The sequence below is a fragment of the Shinella yambaruensis genome, assembly GCF_022899355.1.
Lineage (GTDB): Bacteria > Pseudomonadota > Alphaproteobacteria > Rhizobiales > Rhizobiaceae > Shinella > Shinella yambaruensis.
In genome coordinates this window covers 577,012-594,121 of record NZ_JALJCK010000001.1, presented here as the reverse complement: position 1 = coordinate 594,121, position 17,110 = coordinate 577,012, and the positions used below count along the sequence as shown (strand labels likewise).

The 17,110-nt window shown below is 64.2% G+C and carries 14 protein-coding genes; 7 read left to right on the top strand and 7 right to left on the bottom strand.

Annotation, left to right across the window (positions count from 1 at the left end):
* Positions 1-696: 696 nt before the first annotated feature.
* The 3 genes from proS to MUU56_RS02940 are packed head-to-tail and all read left to right on the top strand — an operon-like array spanning position 697 to position 4,067.
* Positions 697-2,025 (top strand): proline--tRNA ligase, encoded by a 1,329-nt coding sequence (gene proS / locus MUU56_RS02950; protein ID WP_244765816.1) that lies wholly within the window; start codon positions 697-699, stop codon positions 2,023-2,025.
* Between the two features lie 36 nt (positions 2,026-2,061).
* On the top strand, positions 2,062-3,369 hold the full coding sequence (locus tag MUU56_RS02945; protein WP_244765815.1) for a lipoprotein-releasing ABC transporter permease subunit: 1,308 nt from the start codon (positions 2,062-2,064) through the stop codon (positions 3,367-3,369).
* Positions 3,370-3,380: 11 nt separating this feature from the next.
* Positions 3,381-4,067, top strand: a complete 687-nt coding sequence (locus MUU56_RS02940) for an ABC transporter ATP-binding protein (RefSeq protein ID WP_244765814.1) — start codon at positions 3,381-3,383, stop codon at positions 4,065-4,067.
* 117 nt (positions 4,068-4,184) lie between these two features.
* Here the strand turns inward: MUU56_RS02940 and MUU56_RS02935 are convergent, their stop codons facing one another.
* Complete coding sequence (locus MUU56_RS02935; protein ID WP_244765813.1) at positions 4,185-4,766, bottom strand: hypothetical protein; 582 nt, start codon at positions 4,764-4,766, stop codon at positions 4,185-4,187.
* Positions 4,767-5,111: 345 nt separating this feature from the next.
* Here MUU56_RS02935 and dnaE point away from each other — a divergent pair, with 345 nt between their 5' ends.
* Positions 5,112-8,609 (top strand): DNA polymerase III subunit alpha, encoded by a 3,498-nt coding sequence (dnaE, locus tag MUU56_RS02930; protein WP_244765812.1) that lies wholly within the window; start codon positions 5,112-5,114, stop codon positions 8,607-8,609.
* A 3-nt stretch (positions 8,610-8,612) separates the two neighbouring features.
* Here the strand turns inward: dnaE and MUU56_RS02925 are convergent, their stop codons facing one another.
* Positions 8,613-9,011: a RidA family protein gene (locus MUU56_RS02925; RefSeq protein WP_244765811.1), complete on the bottom strand. Its 399-nt coding sequence runs from the start codon at positions 9,009-9,011 to the stop codon at positions 8,613-8,615.
* A 172-nt stretch (positions 9,012-9,183) separates the two neighbouring features.
* On the opposite strand from MUU56_RS02925, the gene MUU56_RS02920 reads away from it, so the two are divergent.
* On the top strand, positions 9,184-9,753 hold the full coding sequence (locus tag MUU56_RS02920; protein WP_244766003.1) for a TetR/AcrR family transcriptional regulator: 570 nt from the start codon (positions 9,184-9,186) through the stop codon (positions 9,751-9,753).
* A gap of 104 nt (positions 9,754-9,857) precedes the next feature.
* Here MUU56_RS02920 and MUU56_RS02915 read toward each other — a convergent pair whose 3' ends face one another.
* The 3 genes from MUU56_RS02915 to MUU56_RS02905 form a co-directional block, all read right to left on the bottom strand.
* The gene (locus MUU56_RS02915; protein WP_244765810.1) at positions 9,858-11,174 is read right to left on the bottom strand and encodes a L,D-transpeptidase family protein; all 1,317 of its coding nucleotides are present in this window, start codon (positions 11,172-11,174) and stop codon (positions 9,858-9,860) included.
* Between the two features lie 130 nt (positions 11,175-11,304).
* Entirely contained in the window at positions 11,305-12,651 is a 1,347-nt protein-coding gene (locus MUU56_RS02910) for a DNA polymerase IV (RefSeq protein ID WP_244765809.1), read from the bottom strand.
* 123 nt (positions 12,652-12,774) lie between these two features.
* Positions 12,775-13,074, bottom strand: a complete 300-nt coding sequence (locus tag MUU56_RS02905; protein WP_244765808.1) for a DUF3572 domain-containing protein — start codon at positions 13,072-13,074, stop codon at positions 12,775-12,777.
* Between the two features lie 141 nt (positions 13,075-13,215).
* On the opposite strand from MUU56_RS02905, the gene MUU56_RS02900 reads away from it, so the two are divergent.
* Complete coding sequence (locus MUU56_RS02900) at positions 13,216-13,587, top strand: response regulator (protein ID WP_010065708.1); 372 nt, start codon at positions 13,216-13,218, stop codon at positions 13,585-13,587.
* A gap of 16 nt (positions 13,588-13,603) precedes the next feature.
* A complete protein-coding gene (locus tag MUU56_RS02895) occupies positions 13,604-14,971 on the top strand; it encodes a PleD family two-component system response regulator (RefSeq protein WP_244765807.1) in 1,368 nt (455 codons plus the stop codon).
* Positions 14,972-15,654: 683 nt separating this feature from the next.
* On the opposite strand, the gene rpmG is transcribed toward MUU56_RS02895, so the two are convergent.
* Both rpmG and MUU56_RS02885 read right to left on the bottom strand, forming a co-directional pair.
* Positions 15,655-15,822, bottom strand: a complete 168-nt coding sequence (rpmG, locus tag MUU56_RS02890; protein WP_034795357.1) for a 50S ribosomal protein L33 — start codon at positions 15,820-15,822, stop codon at positions 15,655-15,657.
* A gap of 93 nt (positions 15,823-15,915) precedes the next feature.
* Positions 15,916-17,100, bottom strand: a complete 1,185-nt coding sequence (locus MUU56_RS02885; RefSeq protein WP_244765806.1) for an MFS transporter — start codon at positions 17,098-17,100, stop codon at positions 15,916-15,918.
* Positions 17,101-17,110: the final 10 nt, after the last annotated feature.

The following is a 17,110-nucleotide window of genomic DNA, read 5'->3' as shown; positions in this document are numbered from 1 at the left end:
TAACGGCCACTTGAGGCCGAGAGCAAGCCATTCCAACCGTTCCGGGCCGCTCCGGAAAGTCTTTCCTTGATCATCGAGGCGAATGCACGTGAAAGAGGCGGGCCGAACGCTCCGTTGCCTCCGGGAAAGGCGCATTCCGGCGGATTGGCTTCACCCTACGTGAGGCGGAGTGTCGCGGGAGCGGCCGGTGTGCGCCTTTGCCGCATGGACTTTTCAGGCAAATCGGTCTCGGGGAGGCTGCTCCTGCAAAAGGCAAAAAAAAACAAGGCTGAAAGCCTTGTTTTGCAGGTATCGCGTGATCTTTATCCGTTGTGCGGTGGCAGCGTCTACGCGCGCCAAAGATCTGATCCTCCCAAGACTTGACCGCGAAATTGGCAGGAATTTGCACTTCTTGCCTGTTTTGTGGCCTGAAACTAGCCCAAACGTTAGGCGTTGTCATCCGGTTTTTTTGCATTTTTGTTACACTGGAATAAAATTTTTCCATTGACAAAGCCTGCGCAATTTCCGTTATTGGCGGCCCCATTTTTCTGCCACATTTGGCGAGGCCATCCGGGCGGTGGACAGTGCGCCGACTCGGCGCTCCGCTGCGGGCTGCCGGGTTCCCTTCCGGTGGCGAAGCGTTTATGAACGCATCAAAATCAACGTCATTTTGCCCGATTCCCGAAATAGGGCGGATCAGTCACTCCGGAACCCGATATGCGCCTTTCCCGCTTCTTCCTGCCCATCCTCAAGGAAAATCCCAAGGAGGCCGAGATCGTCTCCCACCGGCTCATGCTGCGTGCGGGCATGATCAAGCAGCAGTCCCAGGGCATCTATACCTGGCTGCCGCTCGGCAAGCGGGTTCTCGACAAGGTGAACGCCATCATCCGCGAGGAGCAGAACCGCTCCGGCGCCGTCGAGCTTCTGATGCCGACGCTGCAATCGGCCGAGCTCTGGCAGGAAAGCGGCCGCTATGATGCCTATGGCAAGGAGATGCTGCGCATCAAGGACCGCCAGGAGCGCCCGATGCTCTACGGCCCGACCAACGAGGAGATGATCACGGACGTCTTCCGCTCGTTCGTGAAGTCCTACAAGGACCTGCCGCTCAATCTCTACCATATCCAGTTGAAGTTCCGCGACGAGATCCGCCCGCGCTTCGGCACCATGCGCTCGCGCGAATTCCTGATGAAGGACGCCTATTCCTTCGACCTCGACCGCGAGGGCGCCGTGCACGCCTACAACCGCATGTTCGCGGCGTATCTGCGCACCTTCTCGCGCATGGGCCTGCGCGCCATTCCGATGCGCGCCGACACCGGCCCGATCGGCGGCGATCTCAGCCACGAATTCATCATCCTCGCCGATACGGGCGAATCGGAAGTCTTCTGCCACACGGATTTCCTGAATTTCGACATTCCGGCGGAAGACACCAACTTCGAGGACGTCGCCGGCCTGAAGGCGATCTTCGACAAGTGGACCTCGCGCTACGCGGCCACCTCCGAAATGCACGACGCGCCCGCCTTCGAGGCGATCCCGGAAGGTGAGCGCCTGTCGGCCCGGGGCATCGAGGTCGGCCACATCTTCTATTTCGGCACGAAATATTCCGAAGCCATGGGCGCCAAGGTCCAGGGCCCCGATGGCAAGGAGCATACCGTGCATATGGGCTCCTACGGCATCGGCCCGACGCGCCTCGTGCCGGCCATCATCGAAGCCTCGCATGACGAGAACGGCATCATCTGGCCGAAGGCCGTCGCGCCCTTTGAGGCGATCGTCATCAACATGAAGTCGGGCGATGCCGCCTGCGACGCGGCCTGCGAGCAGATCTACGGCGCGCTGCTGAAGGCCGGCGTCGACGTGCTCTACGACGACAAGGACGAGCGCGCCGGCGCGAAATTCGCGACCGCAGACCTCATCGGCGCGCCGGTGCAGGTCATTGCCGGTCCGCGCGGCATCGCGAACGGCGAGGTCGAGATCAAGGATCGCAAGACCGGCGAACGCGAGACGCTGACCATCGAGGCGGCGATCAACCGCCTGACGTCCGGCATTTGATGCGGCGCAGCGGCGCCGGCGGCAACGGGGGAAATCATGGCTGACGCAGCGAGCGGTGCATCTGCAACCGAGGCGCAGGCCTTCAACAAGAACCGCCCGTTCTCCGCCTTCGAGCGGATGGTCGCCTGGCGCTACCTGCGCTCCCGGCGCAAGGAAGCCTTCATCTCGGTGATTGCCGGCTTCTCCTTCATCGGCATCATGCTGGGCGTTGCGACGCTCATCATCGTCATGGCCGTCATGAACGGGTTCCGCACCGAGCTGATCTCGCGCATCCTCGGCATCAACGGCCACATGATCGTCCAGCCGATCGACACGCCGCTGAACAACTATGCCCAGCTCGCCGAGCGCCTGTCCGCGGTCCCCGGCGTCACCATGGCCATTCCGCTCGTCGAGGGCCAGACGCTCGCCTCGGGCACGGCAGGCGCCGGCACCGGCGCGCTGGTGCGCGGCGTGCGCGCCGACGATCTCGCCAAGATGAAGGCCGTCTCCGACAATATCAAGGAAGGCGATCTCGTCGGGTTCGCCTCCGGCAGCGGCGTCGCCATCGGCTCGCGCATGGCCGAGCAGCTCGGCCTCAGCGCCGGCGGCCAGATCACGCTCGTCGCGCCGGAAGGCGACGTGACGCCGCTCGGCGTCAATCCGCGCGTGAAGACCTACACGGTCTCCGCCATCTTCGAGATCGGCATGTCGGAATACGACGCGTCGATCATCTACATGCCGCTCGAGGAGGCGCAGCTCTATTTCAACGCCGAGGGCGTCGTTCAGTCGATCGAGCTCTTCGTCGCCAATCCCGACGATGTCGACCAGCTGCGCCAGCCGATCGAGGCGGCGGCCGAACGGCAGATCTTCATCACCGACTGGCGCCAGCGCAACCGCACCTTCTTCTCGGCCCTGCAGGTCGAGCGCAACGTCATGTTCATGATCCTGACGCTGATCGTGCTCGTCGCCGCGCTCAACATCATCTCCGGCCTCATCATGCTGGTGAAGGACAAGGGCAGCGACATCGCGATCCTGCGCACCATGGGCGCCACATCAGGCGCCATCATGCGCATCTTCTTCATGACGGGCGCGGCGATCGGCACGGTGGGCACCTTCGCGGGTGTGCTGCTCGGCGTCATCGTCTGCCTCAACGTCGAATCGATCCGCCAGTTCTTCTCCTGGATCTCGGGCACGACGCTGTTCAACCCGGAACTCTATTTCCTCAGCCAGCTGCCGGCCGACATGAATGCCGGCGAGACGATTTCGGTCATCCTCATGGCACTGGCGCTTTCCTTCCTCGCGACGATCTTCCCTGCCTGGCGCGCCTCCAAGCTCGATCCGGTTCAGGCCCTGCGGTACGAATAGGAACAGAACGCATGAACGCGCGCGTCGCTCTGGAACTCAAGGGCATCGAACGGCACTACGGCCAGGGCGAAACCCTGTTGACGATCCTCAAAGGGGCCGATTTCACGCTGAAGAGCGGCGAGACCGTCGCGCTCGTCGCGCCCTCGGGCACCGGCAAGTCGACGCTCCTGCACATCGCCGGCCTGCTGGAAAAACCCGACGCCGGCGAGGTCTTCGTCAACGGCCATTCCTGCGCGACGCTTCCCGACGACCAGCGCACGGCGATCCGGCGCGGCGAGATCGGCTTCGTCTACCAGTTCCATCATCTCCTGCCGGAATTCAGCGCGCTGGAAAACATCATGATGCCGCAGCTCATCTCCGGCCTTTCCAAGGCGGAAGCGCGCGAACGCGCTGCCCAGCTGCTCGATTACATGCGCATCGGCCACCGCGCCGACCACCGCCCGTCGGAACTCTCCGGCGGCGAGCAGCAGCGCGTCGCCATCGCCCGGGCCGTCGCCAATGCGCCGCTCCTGCTGCTCGCCGACGAGCCGACCGGCAACCTCGATCCGGAAACCGCCGGCTACGTCTTCGAGGCGCTGGAGGCGCTCGCCCGCCAGTCGGGCCTTGCCGCACTGATCGCCACCCATAACCACGAGCTCGCCGGCCTGATGGATCGCCGCGTGACGATCGAGGACGGTCGCGTGCACGAGCTCGCCTGAGGCCGGGCGCGCCGGCCGGCTGGAGACCGGCCGCCATACTGCCCGAACCGGACCGCCAACGGCATTTTTTTCGCGCTTCTGGGAAGTGCGCGGCGGTGTTGCGTCCGAACGGGCGCTCTAGTTGTCCAGCCCGCAGACCGAGCGGGCAATCCCGTCCTTCCAGTCCTTCAGCAGCACGAATTGCGCCTGTCCGCTGATCGGTTGCCCGAGGGCCTTGCCCTTGCCGGTCAGCACGTTGAGGTCGCATTCGCTTCCCCCGTCCGGGTTGAGCGTATCGTAGGACGAGAAGGTGTAGCCCGCGACGATGAAGTCGAAGTTGCGGTAGGCGATGGTCAGTGTCTGGCGCCACCGGTCCCGGCCGATCGATTCGTTCTTCGTCACCAGCGTGAAGGAACCGTTGGAAAGCGCCGCCAGCTCCGGCTCCTGGCCGGCCATGATGGGCGGGCTGCCCCAAACGGTGTTCGGCAGGGAGAGCGCCAGCGTCAGCCGGCCTTCCTCCGGTTTGGCGAGATAGACATAGAGCCCGCTGTCGTTGCCGCTGTCCTCGTCCGCCGTCGCGACGATGGCGAGGTCCGGCACGCCGTCCTTGTTCCAGTCGCCGCTCGCCATCGCCAGGATGCGCTCGGCCGGAAAGTCCGCAGCCCCCGCCGCGGCGGGCAGGGCGGCTGAAAGCACAAGGACGGCAATCAACGACTTCATCTTTTTTCCTCCGTTTGACCGAGGCGACCTTATTGCGCCCGGACGCGCCGGTCCAGAGGCCCTGTGGAAAGCGGTTGACATGAGAACAAGAATAGAACAAAATGAAAACATAAAAGGAAAGGGAGCCACAATGACCGATTTTCTTCGTGATCTTGCTGCATTCACCTCCATGGCCATGTTCGTCGCCAGCTTCTCCGTCATCCTCTTCGGAATCTGATCGTCCGCCTTGCCTCACCGGCCGGTCGTCTGCCGATGCGTGGAAAGCGGGTGCAACGCCAAGAACCGGCTGGACGAGGAGGGGGCGAATCCGCTTAAGCTTTCCGTCCTGATCGGAAGGAAGGTGACATGGCGGACGAAGCGCAGAAGACCGATGGCGGAACGATAGTACAGACGCCGGAATTCGTGCACCTGCGCGTGCATTCGGCCTTCTCGCTGCTCGAAGGCGCCCTGCCGATCAAGAAGATCATCGGCAAGGCGACTTCCGACCAGCAGCCGGCGATCGCGATCACCGACACGAACAACCTGTTCGCGGCGCTCGAATTCTCGCAGAAGGCGATTAGCGAGGGAATCCAGCCGCTGATCGGCTGCCAGCTGTCGATCGACATGGAAGACGAAGGGGAAGGCGAGCGGCGCGGCGGACAGGCCCAGCTTGCAAAGCTGCCCTCGATCGTGCTTCTGGCGGCGACGGATGCGGGTTACGCCCGGCTCGTCGCGCTGGTCAGCCGCGCCTATCTCGGCGGCGAGGGCAGCCAGGCGATCCGGATCGCCTATAGCTGGCTGGTCGAGGAGGGCGCGGAAGGGCTGATCGCGCTTTCCGGCGCGAGCGGCGGTCCGGTCGACATGGCCTTCCTGGCCGGCCAGCCGGCAATGGCGCGGGCACGGCTTCAGGCACTGAAGAAGGTCTTCGGCGACCGGCTCTATATCGAGCTGCAGCGGCATGGCCGCTACGACAGGCAGCACGAGCGGCGGATGGTGGAGCTTGCCTATGCGGAGGACGTGCCGCTGGTGGCGACCAACGAGCCGTTCTTCCCGGCCCCGGACGATTACGATGCACACGACGCGCTGATGGCGGTGGCGCACAATGCGATGGTCTCGGACGACAACCGCTTCCGCCTGTCGCCGGACCACTACCTCAAGAGCCGAAAGGACATGGCGAAGCTTTTCGCCGACCTGCCGGAGGCCTTGGAGAACACGGTGGAGATCGCGCGGCGCTGCTCCTTCGTGCTGAAGACGCGCGGCCCGATCCTGCCGCGCTTCACCGGCGCTTCGGCGGATCCGGAGGAGGCCGAGAGGGCGGAGGCGGCGGAGTTGCGCCGGCAATCCGTGGAGGGCCTCGAAAGCCGCATGAAGCTGCTCGGCCTGACGCCGGGCTATACGGAGCAGGATTATCGCGAGCGGCTGGATTTCGAGCTCAGCGTCATCGAGCGGATGAAGTTCCCCGGCTACTTCCTGATCGTTGCCGACTTCATCAAATGGGCCAAGCAGCACAACATCCCGGTCGGTCCGGGCCGCGGCTCAGGCGCGGGCTCGCTGGTCGCGTACGCGCTGACGATTACCGACGTTGATCCGCTGCGATTCTCGCTGCTCTTCGAGCGCTTCCTCAACCCGGAACGCGTCTCGATGCCGGACTTCGACATCGACTTCTGCCAGGACCGCCGCGAAGAGGTGATCCGCTACGTGCAGCAGAAATACGGCCGCGAGCAGGTGGCGCAGATCATCACCTTCGGTTCGCTGCAGGCGCGCGCGGCGCTGCGCGACGTCGGGCGCGTGCTCGAAATGCCCTATGGCCAGGTCGACAAGATCTGCAAGCTGGTGCCGAACAACCCGGCCAACCCGACGCCGCTCTACAAGGCGATCGAGGAGGAGCCGAAACTGCAGGAGGAGGCGGAGAAGGAGCCGGTCGTCGCGCGCCTGCTCGATATCGCCCAGAAGATCGAGGGCCTCTACCGCCACGCTTCGACGCACGCCGCCGGCATCGTGATCGGCGACCGGCCGCTCTCGCAGCTCGTGCCGATGTACCGAGATCCGCGCTCCGACATGCCGGTCACCCAGTTCAACATGAAATGGGTGGAGCAGGCCGGCCTCGTCAAGTTCGACTTCCTCGGCCTGAAGACGCTCACGGTGCTGAAGACCGCGGTCGACTTCATCCGCAAGCGCGGCATCGAGGTGCATCTCGAAAGCCTGCCGCTCGACGACCAGCTCACTTACGAGATGCTGTCGCGCGGCGAGACGGTCGGCGTGTTCCAGGTGGAAAGCGCGGGCATGCGCAAGGCGCTGATCGGCATGCGGCCGGACTGCATCGAGGACATCATTGCGCTGGTGGCGCTCTACCGCCCCGGCCCGATGGAAAACATCCCGGTCTACAACGCCCGCAAGCATGGCGAGGAGGAGATCGAATCGATCCATCCGATGATCGACCACCTCCTGAAGGAGACGCAGGGCGTCATCGTCTACCAGGAACAGGTGATGCAGATCGCCCAGGTCCTGTCAGGCTATTCGCTCGGCGAGGCCGACCTTCTGCGCCGCGCCATGGGCAAGAAGATCAAGGAGGAGATGGACAAGCAGCGCGCCCGCTTCGTCGATGGCGCCGTCAGGAACGGCGTGTCGAAGCCGCAGTCCGACCTGATCTTCGACCTGCTCGCCAAGTTTGCGAACTACGGCTTCAACAAGTCGCATGCCGCCGCCTATGCCATCGTCTCCTACCAGACGGCCTATCTGAAGGCGCATTACCCGGTCGAGTTCCTCGCCGCGTCGATGACCTACGATATGTCCAACACGGACAAGCTGAACGATTTCCGGCAGGATGCCGCCCGCCTCGGCATCGAGGTCATCCCGCCGTCGGTGCAGACCTCGTTCGCCCATTTCGAGACCGGCGAGAACCGCATCTATTATGCGCTTGCCGCCATCAAGGGTGTCGGCGGGGCCGCCGTGCAGCATATCGTCGATGTGCGCGGGTCTGCGCCCTTCAAGAGCCTTGAGGATTTCTGCGCGCGCATCGATCCCAAATTCGTCAACCGCCGCGTCTTCGAAAGCCTGATCGTTGCCGGCGCCTTCGATTGCTTCGGCCATGACCGCGCCGCGATGATCGCAGGCCTCGACCGGCTTCTCGGCGCTGCCCAGCGCGCGCAGGAGAACAAGACGAGCGGGCAGGGCGATATCTTCGGCATGGGCGCGGCGACGGGGCCGGAGGTCATCACGCTCCCCTCCTACACGCCCTGGCTCGCCTCGGAAAAACTGCACCGCGAGTTTCAGGTGCTCGGCTTCTACCTGTCGGCCCATCCGCTCGACACCTATGCGCCGATCCTTTCCAAGATGCGCGTGCAGACCTTCGGCGATTTTTCCGGCGCGGTGAAGCGCGGCGCCACCGCTGGCCGCCTTGCCGGCACGGTCACCTCGAAGCAGGAGCGCAAGACGCGCACCGGCAACAAGATGGGCATCGTCGCCTTTTCCGATTCGTCCGGCCAGTTCGAGGCGGTGCTGTTCTCCGAAATGCTGAACCAGTACCGCGATCTTCTGGAGCCCGGCAAATCGCTGGTCATGACCGTGCAGGCGGAGGAGCGGCCGGAGGGTATCGGCCTGCGCATCCAGACGTTGCGTTCGCTCGAGGAGGAATCGCTGCAGACCCAGAAGGCGCTGCGCGTCTATGTGCGCGACAGCGGCCCTCTGCGCTCCATCGCCGCCCATCTCAACACGAAGGGCGACGGCCTCGTCTCCTTCATCGTGATCAAGGACGACGGCCAGCGGGAAATCGAGGTGGAGCTGAGCGAACGCTTCCGCATCTCCTCGGAAATCGCCGCCGCCATGCGCTCCACGCCGGGCGTGCTGGAGGTGGAGCTGGTCTGAGGCCTATGCGGCCGCCGGCACGCGGGCGACAACCTTGATCTCGAAGTCGAAACCGGCGAGCCAGTTCACGCCGATCGCGGTCCAGTTCGGATAGGGGCGCGTGTCGAAGATCTCCTGCTTGACGGCCAGGATCGTGCCGAACTGGTTTTCGGGATCGGTGTGGAAGGATGTCACGTCGATGATGTCGTCGAAGGTGCAGCCCGCTGCCGCGAGCGTTGCTTTGAGGTTCCGGAAGGCGAGGCGCACCTGCTGCTCGAAATCGGGCTCCGGCGTGCCGTCGGAACGGCTGCCGACCTGGCCGGAGACGAACAGGAGGTCACCGGATTTGATCGCGGCCGAATAGCCGTGCTCGTCGTAAAGGGCGTGTCTGTCCGCCGGAAAAATCGCTTCGCGCTGAGTCATGGTTGATCTCTCTTTCAAGGGTGAACGGGGAGGCCAGGATGCTTCACAATGATCGTAATTTCATATACGTTGCGTATATGAAATTGGGTGTTCGGGGCCGCGATGTCAAGTTCGTATACGTGCCGTATATGAAAAGAACGAGGATGAAAGCGTGAATCGACGCATCGCGATGATGGAGGAAAACCGGATCAAGCTGATCGGCGCGGCGCGCAAGGCCTTCGGCAGGAAGGGATACGCGGCCGCCTCCATGGACGACTTGACCGCCGATGTGGGGCTGACGCGCGGCGCGCTCTACAATATTTTTGGCGACAAGCGGGGTCTTCTCGCGGCGGTCGTGCATCAGATCGACACGGAAATGGCCGCGCGCGCCAAGCAGATCGGCGCTTGCGCAGGAGACGATTGGAGCGGCCTCCTGGCGGAAGGGGCGGCCTATATCGAAATGTCCCTCGACCCCGAGGTGCAGCGCATCGTCCTGCTCGATGGGCCTGCCGTACTGGGAGACCCCTCGCGATGGCCGAGCCAGAGCAACTGCCTGCAGGTCACGCAGGCGAAGGTGGAACAGCTCATTGCCGAAGGAATGCTCAAGCCGGTGGATGCCGAGGCCGCCGCCCGGCTCCTCAGCAGCATGGCGTTCAACGCCGCGCTCTGGATCGCGGCGAGCGACGATCCGAAGGGTGTCCTGCCGAAGGCGATCGAGGTGTTCCAGGCGCTTGCGACGGGTCTTCTCGCCAAACCGTCCTGACGCGGTGCGCAATTTCTGCTGCGATGTTTCGGCGAGGGACGGAACGAAAAGGGCCGCCGCGCCGGAAGAGCGAGCGGCCCTGATGTCATGTCAGGCGTCTCCGGTCAGTTGACGACGGAGATCGATGACGTCTTCTTCTTTTTCTTTGTCTTCTTGCCGCCTTGCACGATCCCGGCATCCGCCTTCTGCACCTTGCGCGTCACGGTGATGAAGTCCGTGCCGTCGCCGGTCTCCGGGCCGAGGCCGGTGTCGGAGATGGAGAGGGAGGCGCCTTCGCCCATCAGGCCGGAAATGCGCAGGCGCATCTCCTCGGGAATGTCGAGGCGGTCGAGGGTCCTGGCCAGCGCGTCGGGGGCGGCGGCGTCCGCTTCGGTGGTGATGCCGAGGCGCTTCATCGTCGCCTGCGAGAGCTGGTTGTCCATGCTCACGCCATACCATTCCGCCTTGCCCTTGTCGGCATCGACCCCGCGGGCGAGCAGGAAATGCGTGCCGAGGGCGATGTCCGGATCGCGGATGGCGATCGGCATTTCGAGCACGGGCTTGAACTTCTGCCGCACGAGGATCTGCCCGTTCGGCGGCGCCCCCTTGCCGGCCTTGGCATAGACGGCGGCGATGAGCTCCGGCGCGATCACGCCGTCCTCCGTCAGCCCCTCGGCGCGCTGGAAGGCGCGGATGGCGGCCACGGTCTGCTTGCCGTGCAGGCCGTCCGGCACACCGGCGTCATGGCCGAGCGAATTGAGGAGGGCCTGCAGGTCCATCAGCATCTCGCGCTCGCCGCGGCGGGTGATGAGGATGCGGATCGGGTCCTGCTCGGTCTTCTGCACGATGGGCGTGACGATATCCGGCTTCGGATCGGTCATCGCCACCTCGACGCTCCTGTCGCCGGCTTCGATGAGGGCGGGGCGCAGGCCCGCATCCGAGAGCAGCGGCGTATCCGGCACGACGACGACGGGCTTGAACAGCGCGGCATGCACGATGCGCTGCGGCGCGACCTCGTGGTCGGTGATGAGGACGTGGCCGCCGCGGCGCGTCGTGCTGAACAGCGTCTTCGCAAAATCGTTCGGCAGGCGCACGCAGCCGTGCGAGGCGGGATAGGACGGCACGCTGTTGGAGGCGTGCAGCGCGATGCCCGACCAGGTCAGCCGCTGCATGAAGGGCATCGGCGCGCTGTCGTAGAGGTTGGAGAAGTGCGTGCGCTTCTTCTCGAGGATCGAGAAGATGCCGGTTGGCGTCGAATGTCCCGCCTTGCCGGTGGAGACGCGCGAGGTGGCGACCACCACGCCGCCATCGTAGACCTTCAATTGCTGCAGGTCCTTCGACACCATGATCTGGAGCGGACCTTCGAGCGTGCCGCCGAGCGCGGTGGCGCAGCTCAGCATCAGGCCCAACATGCTCATGCCGGTAACGAGGCGAAACTTCATGTGACCCATCCGTACGCAATACAAACCGGCGGGAAGCGTAGTGCATCCGGTTTAAGGAAGGCTTGATGCTTGCCGGCGCTTCCCCGATCTGTGCCATCCCGATGCAGTCAGAACGCCGGCTTGCCGGGATTTATTCGGTCGGGTCGTCGATTTTTCCGGCGGTCTTGAATGTCAACTTTTCGTGAAAACGAGCCGGGCCGGATTTGCCGAACGTATAGCCGGTCTCCACGCTCGCCTTGCCGAATTTGTCGCGCAGCGTGTTCATCGCGGCTTCGGCGGCGGCGCGGCGGCCGGCGGCGGGATCGACGAGGTCCGGCGGATCGGCGCGGCCGGGATCGGCAAGGTCGCTGACGCCGATGCCGATCAGCCGGTACTTCGTGCCATCGATCTCCTTGCGCAGGAGTTCGATGCCGGTGCGGAAGATGCGGTCGGCAAGCATGGTCGGGTCTTCCAGCTTGCGGTTGCGCGTGCGGCCCTTGAAATCGGCGGTCTTCAGCTTGAGCACGACCGTATGGCCGGCAATGCCGGATTTGCGCAGGCGCGTGGCCACCTTCTCGCTGAGGCGGCGCAGATGCGTCACCAGCTCGTCGTAGCCCGCGATATCGTCGAAGAAGGTGGTTTCGGCCGACACGCTCTTGGCCGGGTCGTTCGGGTGCACCTCCCGGTCGTCCTGCCCGCGGGAGAGGTTGAAGAGCCGCTTGCCCATCACGCCGTAGCGGCGCATCAGGTCGGTTTCCTCCATGGTCTGCAACTGGCCGACGGTGCGGATGCCGTCGCGCTCCAGCGTCTCGGCGAAGGCCTTGCCGACGCCCCAGATGAGGCGCACCGGCTTTTCGCGCAGGAAGTCGAGCGCCTCGGCCGCACCGATGACGGAAAAGCCGCGCGGCTTGTTGAGGTCCGAGGCGACCTTGGCGAGGAACTTGCAATAGGAAAGGCCGATCGAGATCGTGATGCCGACCTCCTTCTCCACGCGCTGGGCGAAGCGGGCGAGCACCCGGGCGGGCGGGTCGTGGTGCAGGCGTTCGGTGCCCTTGAGCTCCAGAAAGGCCTCGTCGATGGAAAGCGGCTGCACCAGCGGCGTCAGGTCCTGCATCATCGCGCGCACCTGCCGGCCCACGGCGACGTATTTCTCCATGTTCGGGCTGATGACGACGGCGTTCGGGCAGGCCTCCAGCGCCTTGAACATCGGCATGGCCGAGCGCACGCCATGGATCCGCGCGACATAGCAGGCAGTGGAGACGACGCCGCGCTTGCCGCCGCCGACGATGACGGGCTTGTCGGCAAGCTCCGGATTGTCCCGCTTTTCGATCGCGGCGTAGAAGGCGTCGCAGTCGATATGGGCGAGCGTCAGGCCGTAGAGCTCGTCATGATAGACGAGGCGGGGGCTGCCGCAGGCACGGCAGCGGCGCAGATTGGCCGGCTGCCCGGCAAGGCAGTCGCGGCAGAAGCCCGGAAAACGCGAGTCGGCGATGCTCATCGTATGGAACAAATATTGAACATCGCGACATTACTGCTTAAATTCACGAGTCTCAATAGTCGCCGGAGGTGAATGCATGACGACGCACAGGCAAGCGCGTGGCGACCCCGGCGAAGCGCCCGCTCAGAAATCCTCGCCGCCATATGGGCCGGAGAGGATGGCGTGGGCATGGACGACCGCCTCCGGCGTGACGCCCGTCGCCGCGCTGAAGGCGAGAAGCGTCGGCTCATGGTCCATCAGGAAGCCGACGAGACCGGCGAGGAAGCCGGGATCGTTGACGGCATTGCGCACTTCGGAAGGGGCAACGCCGGTGAGCGCGAGGAAGCGCGACAGCAGCTCCGGTTCGCCGGCAAGCCAGCCGAGGATGGCGACGGCGGTTGCCTCCGCCTCGGCCACCGCGGGTGTATCTTTTTGGCTTTTCATCGTTTTCCCTCGGGAAATTTACCTTTTAATCAACCAAGTCACGCTAACGTTGATGCGGACAGGCTGGGTGATTTCGGCTCTGCCGCAACGTATCGATCTCCCAAAAGGTTGCAAGGCCGGTGAGAGGAACAGGGACGCACGATGCCCAAGCAGGTGATGATTGTCGAGGACAACGAGCTCAACATGAAGCTCTTCCGGGACCTCATCGAGGCGTCCGGCTATACGACCATCCAGACCCGTAATGGCATGGAAGCCCTTGATCTTGCCCGGAAATATCGCCCGGACCTGATCCTGATGGACATCCAGCTTCCGGAGGTCTCGGGCCTTGAGGTCACCAAGTGGCTGAAGGAGGACGACGAGCTCCATGTCATCCCGGTGATCGCTGTCACGGCCTTTGCGATGAAGGGCGACGAGGAGCGCATCCGCCAGGGCGGCTGCGAGGCCTATGTCTCCAAGCCGATCTCCGTTCCGAAATTCATCGAAACGATCAAAACCTATCTCGGCGACGCTTGAGGCGGAGGTCTGGGGCATGACAGCACGCATTCTCGTCGTCGACGACATTCCGGCCAATGTGAAGCTGCTCGAGGCGCGGCTGCTGGCGGAATATTTCGACGTGCTGACGGCCGGGAATGGCTACGACGCGCTGGCCATGTGCGAGCGCACCCAGGTCGACCTCATCCTGCTCGACATCATGATGCCCGGCATCGACGGTTTCGAGGTCTGCGAGCGGCTGAAGGCCAATCCGCGCACCGCCCATATCCCGGTGGTCATGGTGACGGCGCTCGACCAGCCGTCCGACCGGGTGCGGGGCCTCAAGGCCGGTGCCGACGACTTCCTGACCAAGCCGGTCAACGACCTGCAGCTCATGTCGCGGGTGAAAAGCCTCGTGCGGTTGAAGACGCTGACGGACGAGCTGCGCATGCGCGCGGCCACCGCCCGCGCCATCTCCATGGAGGAGGGGCTCGACGATTCCTTGGGCGACGAGCCGGGCGACGTGCTGCTCGTCGACGGCCGGGCAAGCTCGCAGGAGCGCATCGCGCGCGCGCTGAAGCCGATCGCCGATGTCACCAGCATGTCGGACCCGCAGGCCGCGCTCTTCCAGGCGGCCGAGAGCAATTTCGAACTGGTGATCGTCAACGCCAATTTCGACGACTACGATCCGCTGCGCCTGTGCTCGCAGCTTCGCTCGCTGGAGCGCACGCGCTTCCTGCCGATCCTGCTGATCGCCGAGCAGGGCGACGACGACATGGTCGTGCGCGCGCTCGATCTCGGCGTGACGGATTACCTGATGCGGCCGGTCGATCCGAACGAGCTGATCGCCCGCAGCCTCACCCAGATCCGCCGCAAGCGCTGCAACGACCGCCTGCGCGCCAGCGTGCGCCAGACCATCGAGCTGGCCGTCACGGACGGCCTGACGGGCCTGCACAACCGCCGCTACCTCGACAATCACATGAAGCTCCTGATCGATCGCGCCGCCGCGCGCGGCCGGCCGCTGTCGGTCTGCATCACCGATATCGACCGATTCAAGCTGGTCAACGATACCTATGGCCACGATGCGGGCGACGCCGTGCTGCGCGAATTCGCCAACCGCGTGCGCTCGGCCGTGCGCGGCGCCGACCTTGCCTGCCGCTACGGCGGGGAGGAATTCGTTCTGGTCATGCCGGACACCTCCGCCGAGATGGCGGCGGGCGTGGCGGAGCGCCTTCGCGCGATCGTCGAGCGGGAACCGTTCCGCGTGCCCGGCACGGATGTCTTCCTGCCCGTCACCGCCTCGCTCGGCCTTGCCAGCGCGCTGCCGGCAGGGGACAGCCCCGATGCCCTGCTGAAGCGTGCCGATGCGGCGCTCTACGAGGCGAAGCGCTCCGGCCGCAACCGGGTGGTGGCGGCAGCCGCCTGAGTCGGCCGATTCGCCTCACGTTTGTCCACAGGCAATTTAGTTGCTGGGCATTTGCCTTGAAAATCGGGCAGTTGCCCCAAAAGGCCGTTTGCCGGCGGAGATGAATAGCACGACGCCGCGGGATTGCGGCCTGTCGTGAAATCTTGTTATAAATCATACCATTCAAGTTTGGCGAATTTTATCAATGGGTTGTATTGCGCGCAATCTTTCCGTGCGCCAACGGGGCGGTTTGTCAGGGTTGCAGGCCCTTCGTGCCTTGGTTGAAGGATGCGGGCCTGTCCTTGTCGTGATCCATGACGAAACCGGTGCTCCTTGGCACACTTGTCCCCACCGCGATTAACTATGAGACAACGAGGCGTCGGGGGAGCGTTAAGAATTCGTTGATTTTTTTTCTTTTTCGCGCGATGCTCAACTCATGGGTGGCAAACAAGCCCACACAACCGGTTACCCCATGATGCTAGGTCCGCCGCATCTCCTGGGTCGTGGGGTCGGTCGACCGGTTATGACAAATACGGAATCCTCGTGCCGTTGTCATAATTGGTCGACCCCCGTTCAACGCCGCTCCCTTCACGGGAGCGGCGTTTTTGATTCGGAGACCAGAACGGGGCGCCGGCCCGCAGCCAAAAGAAAAGGCGCCGGACGTTTCCGTCCAGCGCCTTTGCGAACCGCAATGGCTCCCAAGATTACTTGATCTTGGTTTCCTTGAATTCGACGTGCTTCTTGACGACCGGGTCGTACTTCGTCTTGGTCATCTTTTCCGTCATCGTACGGCTGTTCTTCGTGGTTACGTAGAAGAAACCGGTGTCGGCCGTCGACAGCAGCTTGATCTTGATGGTGGTAGCCTTGGCCATGGTCGTCCTGCCTTTATGAAAAACGAAGCCGCGGACAGCCAGTCTGCTCCACGGCTTAAATCTGGGCGGAAACTACAAATCGCGCCCGAAAAGTCAAGCCTGTTTCGGCCGGAAAACCATCCGGGCGAGCGAAAGTACGAGGTAAAACCCGAAGAAGGCGACGATCGCCCAGGCAAAACCGTCATTGCCGGAAACGTCCATCGCCGCGCCGATCGCCTGCGGACCGACCACCGTGCCCACCGCATAGCAGAAGATGAAGGCGGCATTGGCGGCTGCGAGGTCCGCCCCGTGCAGGCGCGAGCCGAGGTGGCTGAGGCCCACCGTGTAGAGGCCGGCGACGCAGCCGCCCCACAGCAGCAGCACGGCGGCCATCAGCACCCAGCTGTGCGCGATGAGCGGCAGGCAGAGGGCGCCGACAAGGCCGATGACCGCCATGATGGTCAGCAGGCGCCTGCGGTCCTTCATGCGGTCGGAGAGCATGCCGAGCGGGATCTGGAACGCCATGTTGCCGATGCCCATGACGGTGAGCAGAAGGGCCGCCTGGGGCTCGCTGAAGCCGGCGCGCGTCGCATAGATGGGCAGGAGCGAGAGCCCGCCCACTTCCACCGCGCCGAAGATGAAGACCGCCGCCGTCGCCGTCGGCACGAGAAGGATGTAGCGCATGAAATGCAGCTCCGGCTTCTCGTCGATGATCGGGCTTTCGCCGCGCGCGATGAAGATGGGGGCGGCGGCAAGCAGGATGATGCCCGCGCCCACCGCGAAGGGCAGCACGCCGTCGCTGCCGAGGAGCGAGAAGAGCAGGGGGCCCGTGGCGAAGCCGAGCGAGAGGACCGTGGCGTAGATGCCGAGCACCAGGCCGCGCCGCCGGGGCGGGGCGGCGGCGTTGATCCAGAACTCGGAGAGGATGAAGAGCGTGGTGATTGCGCCGTGGAAGACGAGACGGAGCGGAAACCACAGCCAGAAATTCTGGATGTAGTAGAAGCCGAGGCCGCTGACGGCCGCAAGCAGGATGGCGCCCAGCATGGTGGTCGAGGTGCCGCAGGCATGCGCAAGGCGCGTGGTGAAAGGCGCGGCGACCATGGCGGCGATACCGGCCATGGCGGAATTGATGCCGATGAGCGTGGAGGAGATGCCACGCTTTTCCATGATGATCGAGAGCAGCGGAAGGCCGAGGCCGATCGCGATGCCGACGGCGGAAATGGCGGCGACGGCTGCAATGAGAGACCGCCAGTGGATGCTGTCCACCGGGCCGGAGGTGCCGGATTGCGGCTGCGTCATATGCGGTCGA

Bases quoted from the DNA above. Each gene is read 5' to 3' on its own strand.
- MUU56_RS02905 (WP_244765808.1), bottom strand. From the start codon at position 13,074: ATGAAAAGCCAAAAAGATACACCCGCGGTGGCCGAGGCGGAGGCAACC.
- dnaE (WP_244765812.1), top strand. From the start codon at position 5,112: ATGGCGGACGAAGCGCAGAAGACCGATGGCGGAACGATAGTACAGACG.
- MUU56_RS02900 (WP_010065708.1), top strand. From the start codon at position 13,216: ATGCCCAAGCAGGTGATGATTGTCGAGGACAACGAGCTCAACATGAAG.
- MUU56_RS02910 (WP_244765809.1), bottom strand. From the start codon at position 12,651: ATGAGCATCGCCGACTCGCGTTTTCCGGGCTTCTGCCGCGACTGCCTT.
- MUU56_RS02940 (WP_244765814.1), top strand. From the start codon at position 3,381: ATGAACGCGCGCGTCGCTCTGGAACTCAAGGGCATCGAACGGCACTAC.
- MUU56_RS02895 (WP_244765807.1), top strand. From the start codon at position 13,604: ATGACAGCACGCATTCTCGTCGTCGACGACATTCCGGCCAATGTGAAG.
- MUU56_RS02935 (WP_244765813.1), bottom strand. From the start codon at position 4,766: ATGAAGTCGTTGATTGCCGTCCTTGTGCTTTCAGCCGCCCTGCCCGCC.
- MUU56_RS02885 (WP_244765806.1), bottom strand. From the start codon at position 17,100: ATGACGCAGCCGCAATCCGGCACCTCCGGCCCGGTGGACAGCATCCAC.
- MUU56_RS02925 (WP_244765811.1), bottom strand. From the start codon at position 9,011: ATGACTCAGCGCGAAGCGATTTTTCCGGCGGACAGACACGCCCTTTAC.
- rpmG (WP_034795357.1), bottom strand. From the start codon at position 15,822: ATGGCCAAGGCTACCACCATCAAGATCAAGCTGCTGTCGACGGCCGAC.
- MUU56_RS02945 (WP_244765815.1), top strand. From the start codon at position 2,062: ATGGCTGACGCAGCGAGCGGTGCATCTGCAACCGAGGCGCAGGCCTTC.
- MUU56_RS02915 (WP_244765810.1), bottom strand. From the start codon at position 11,174: ATGAAGTTTCGCCTCGTTACCGGCATGAGCATGTTGGGCCTGATGCTG.
- MUU56_RS02920 (WP_244766003.1), top strand. From the start codon at position 9,184: ATGGAGGAAAACCGGATCAAGCTGATCGGCGCGGCGCGCAAGGCCTTC.
- proS (WP_244765816.1), top strand. From the start codon at position 697: ATGCGCCTTTCCCGCTTCTTCCTGCCCATCCTCAAGGAAAATCCCAAG.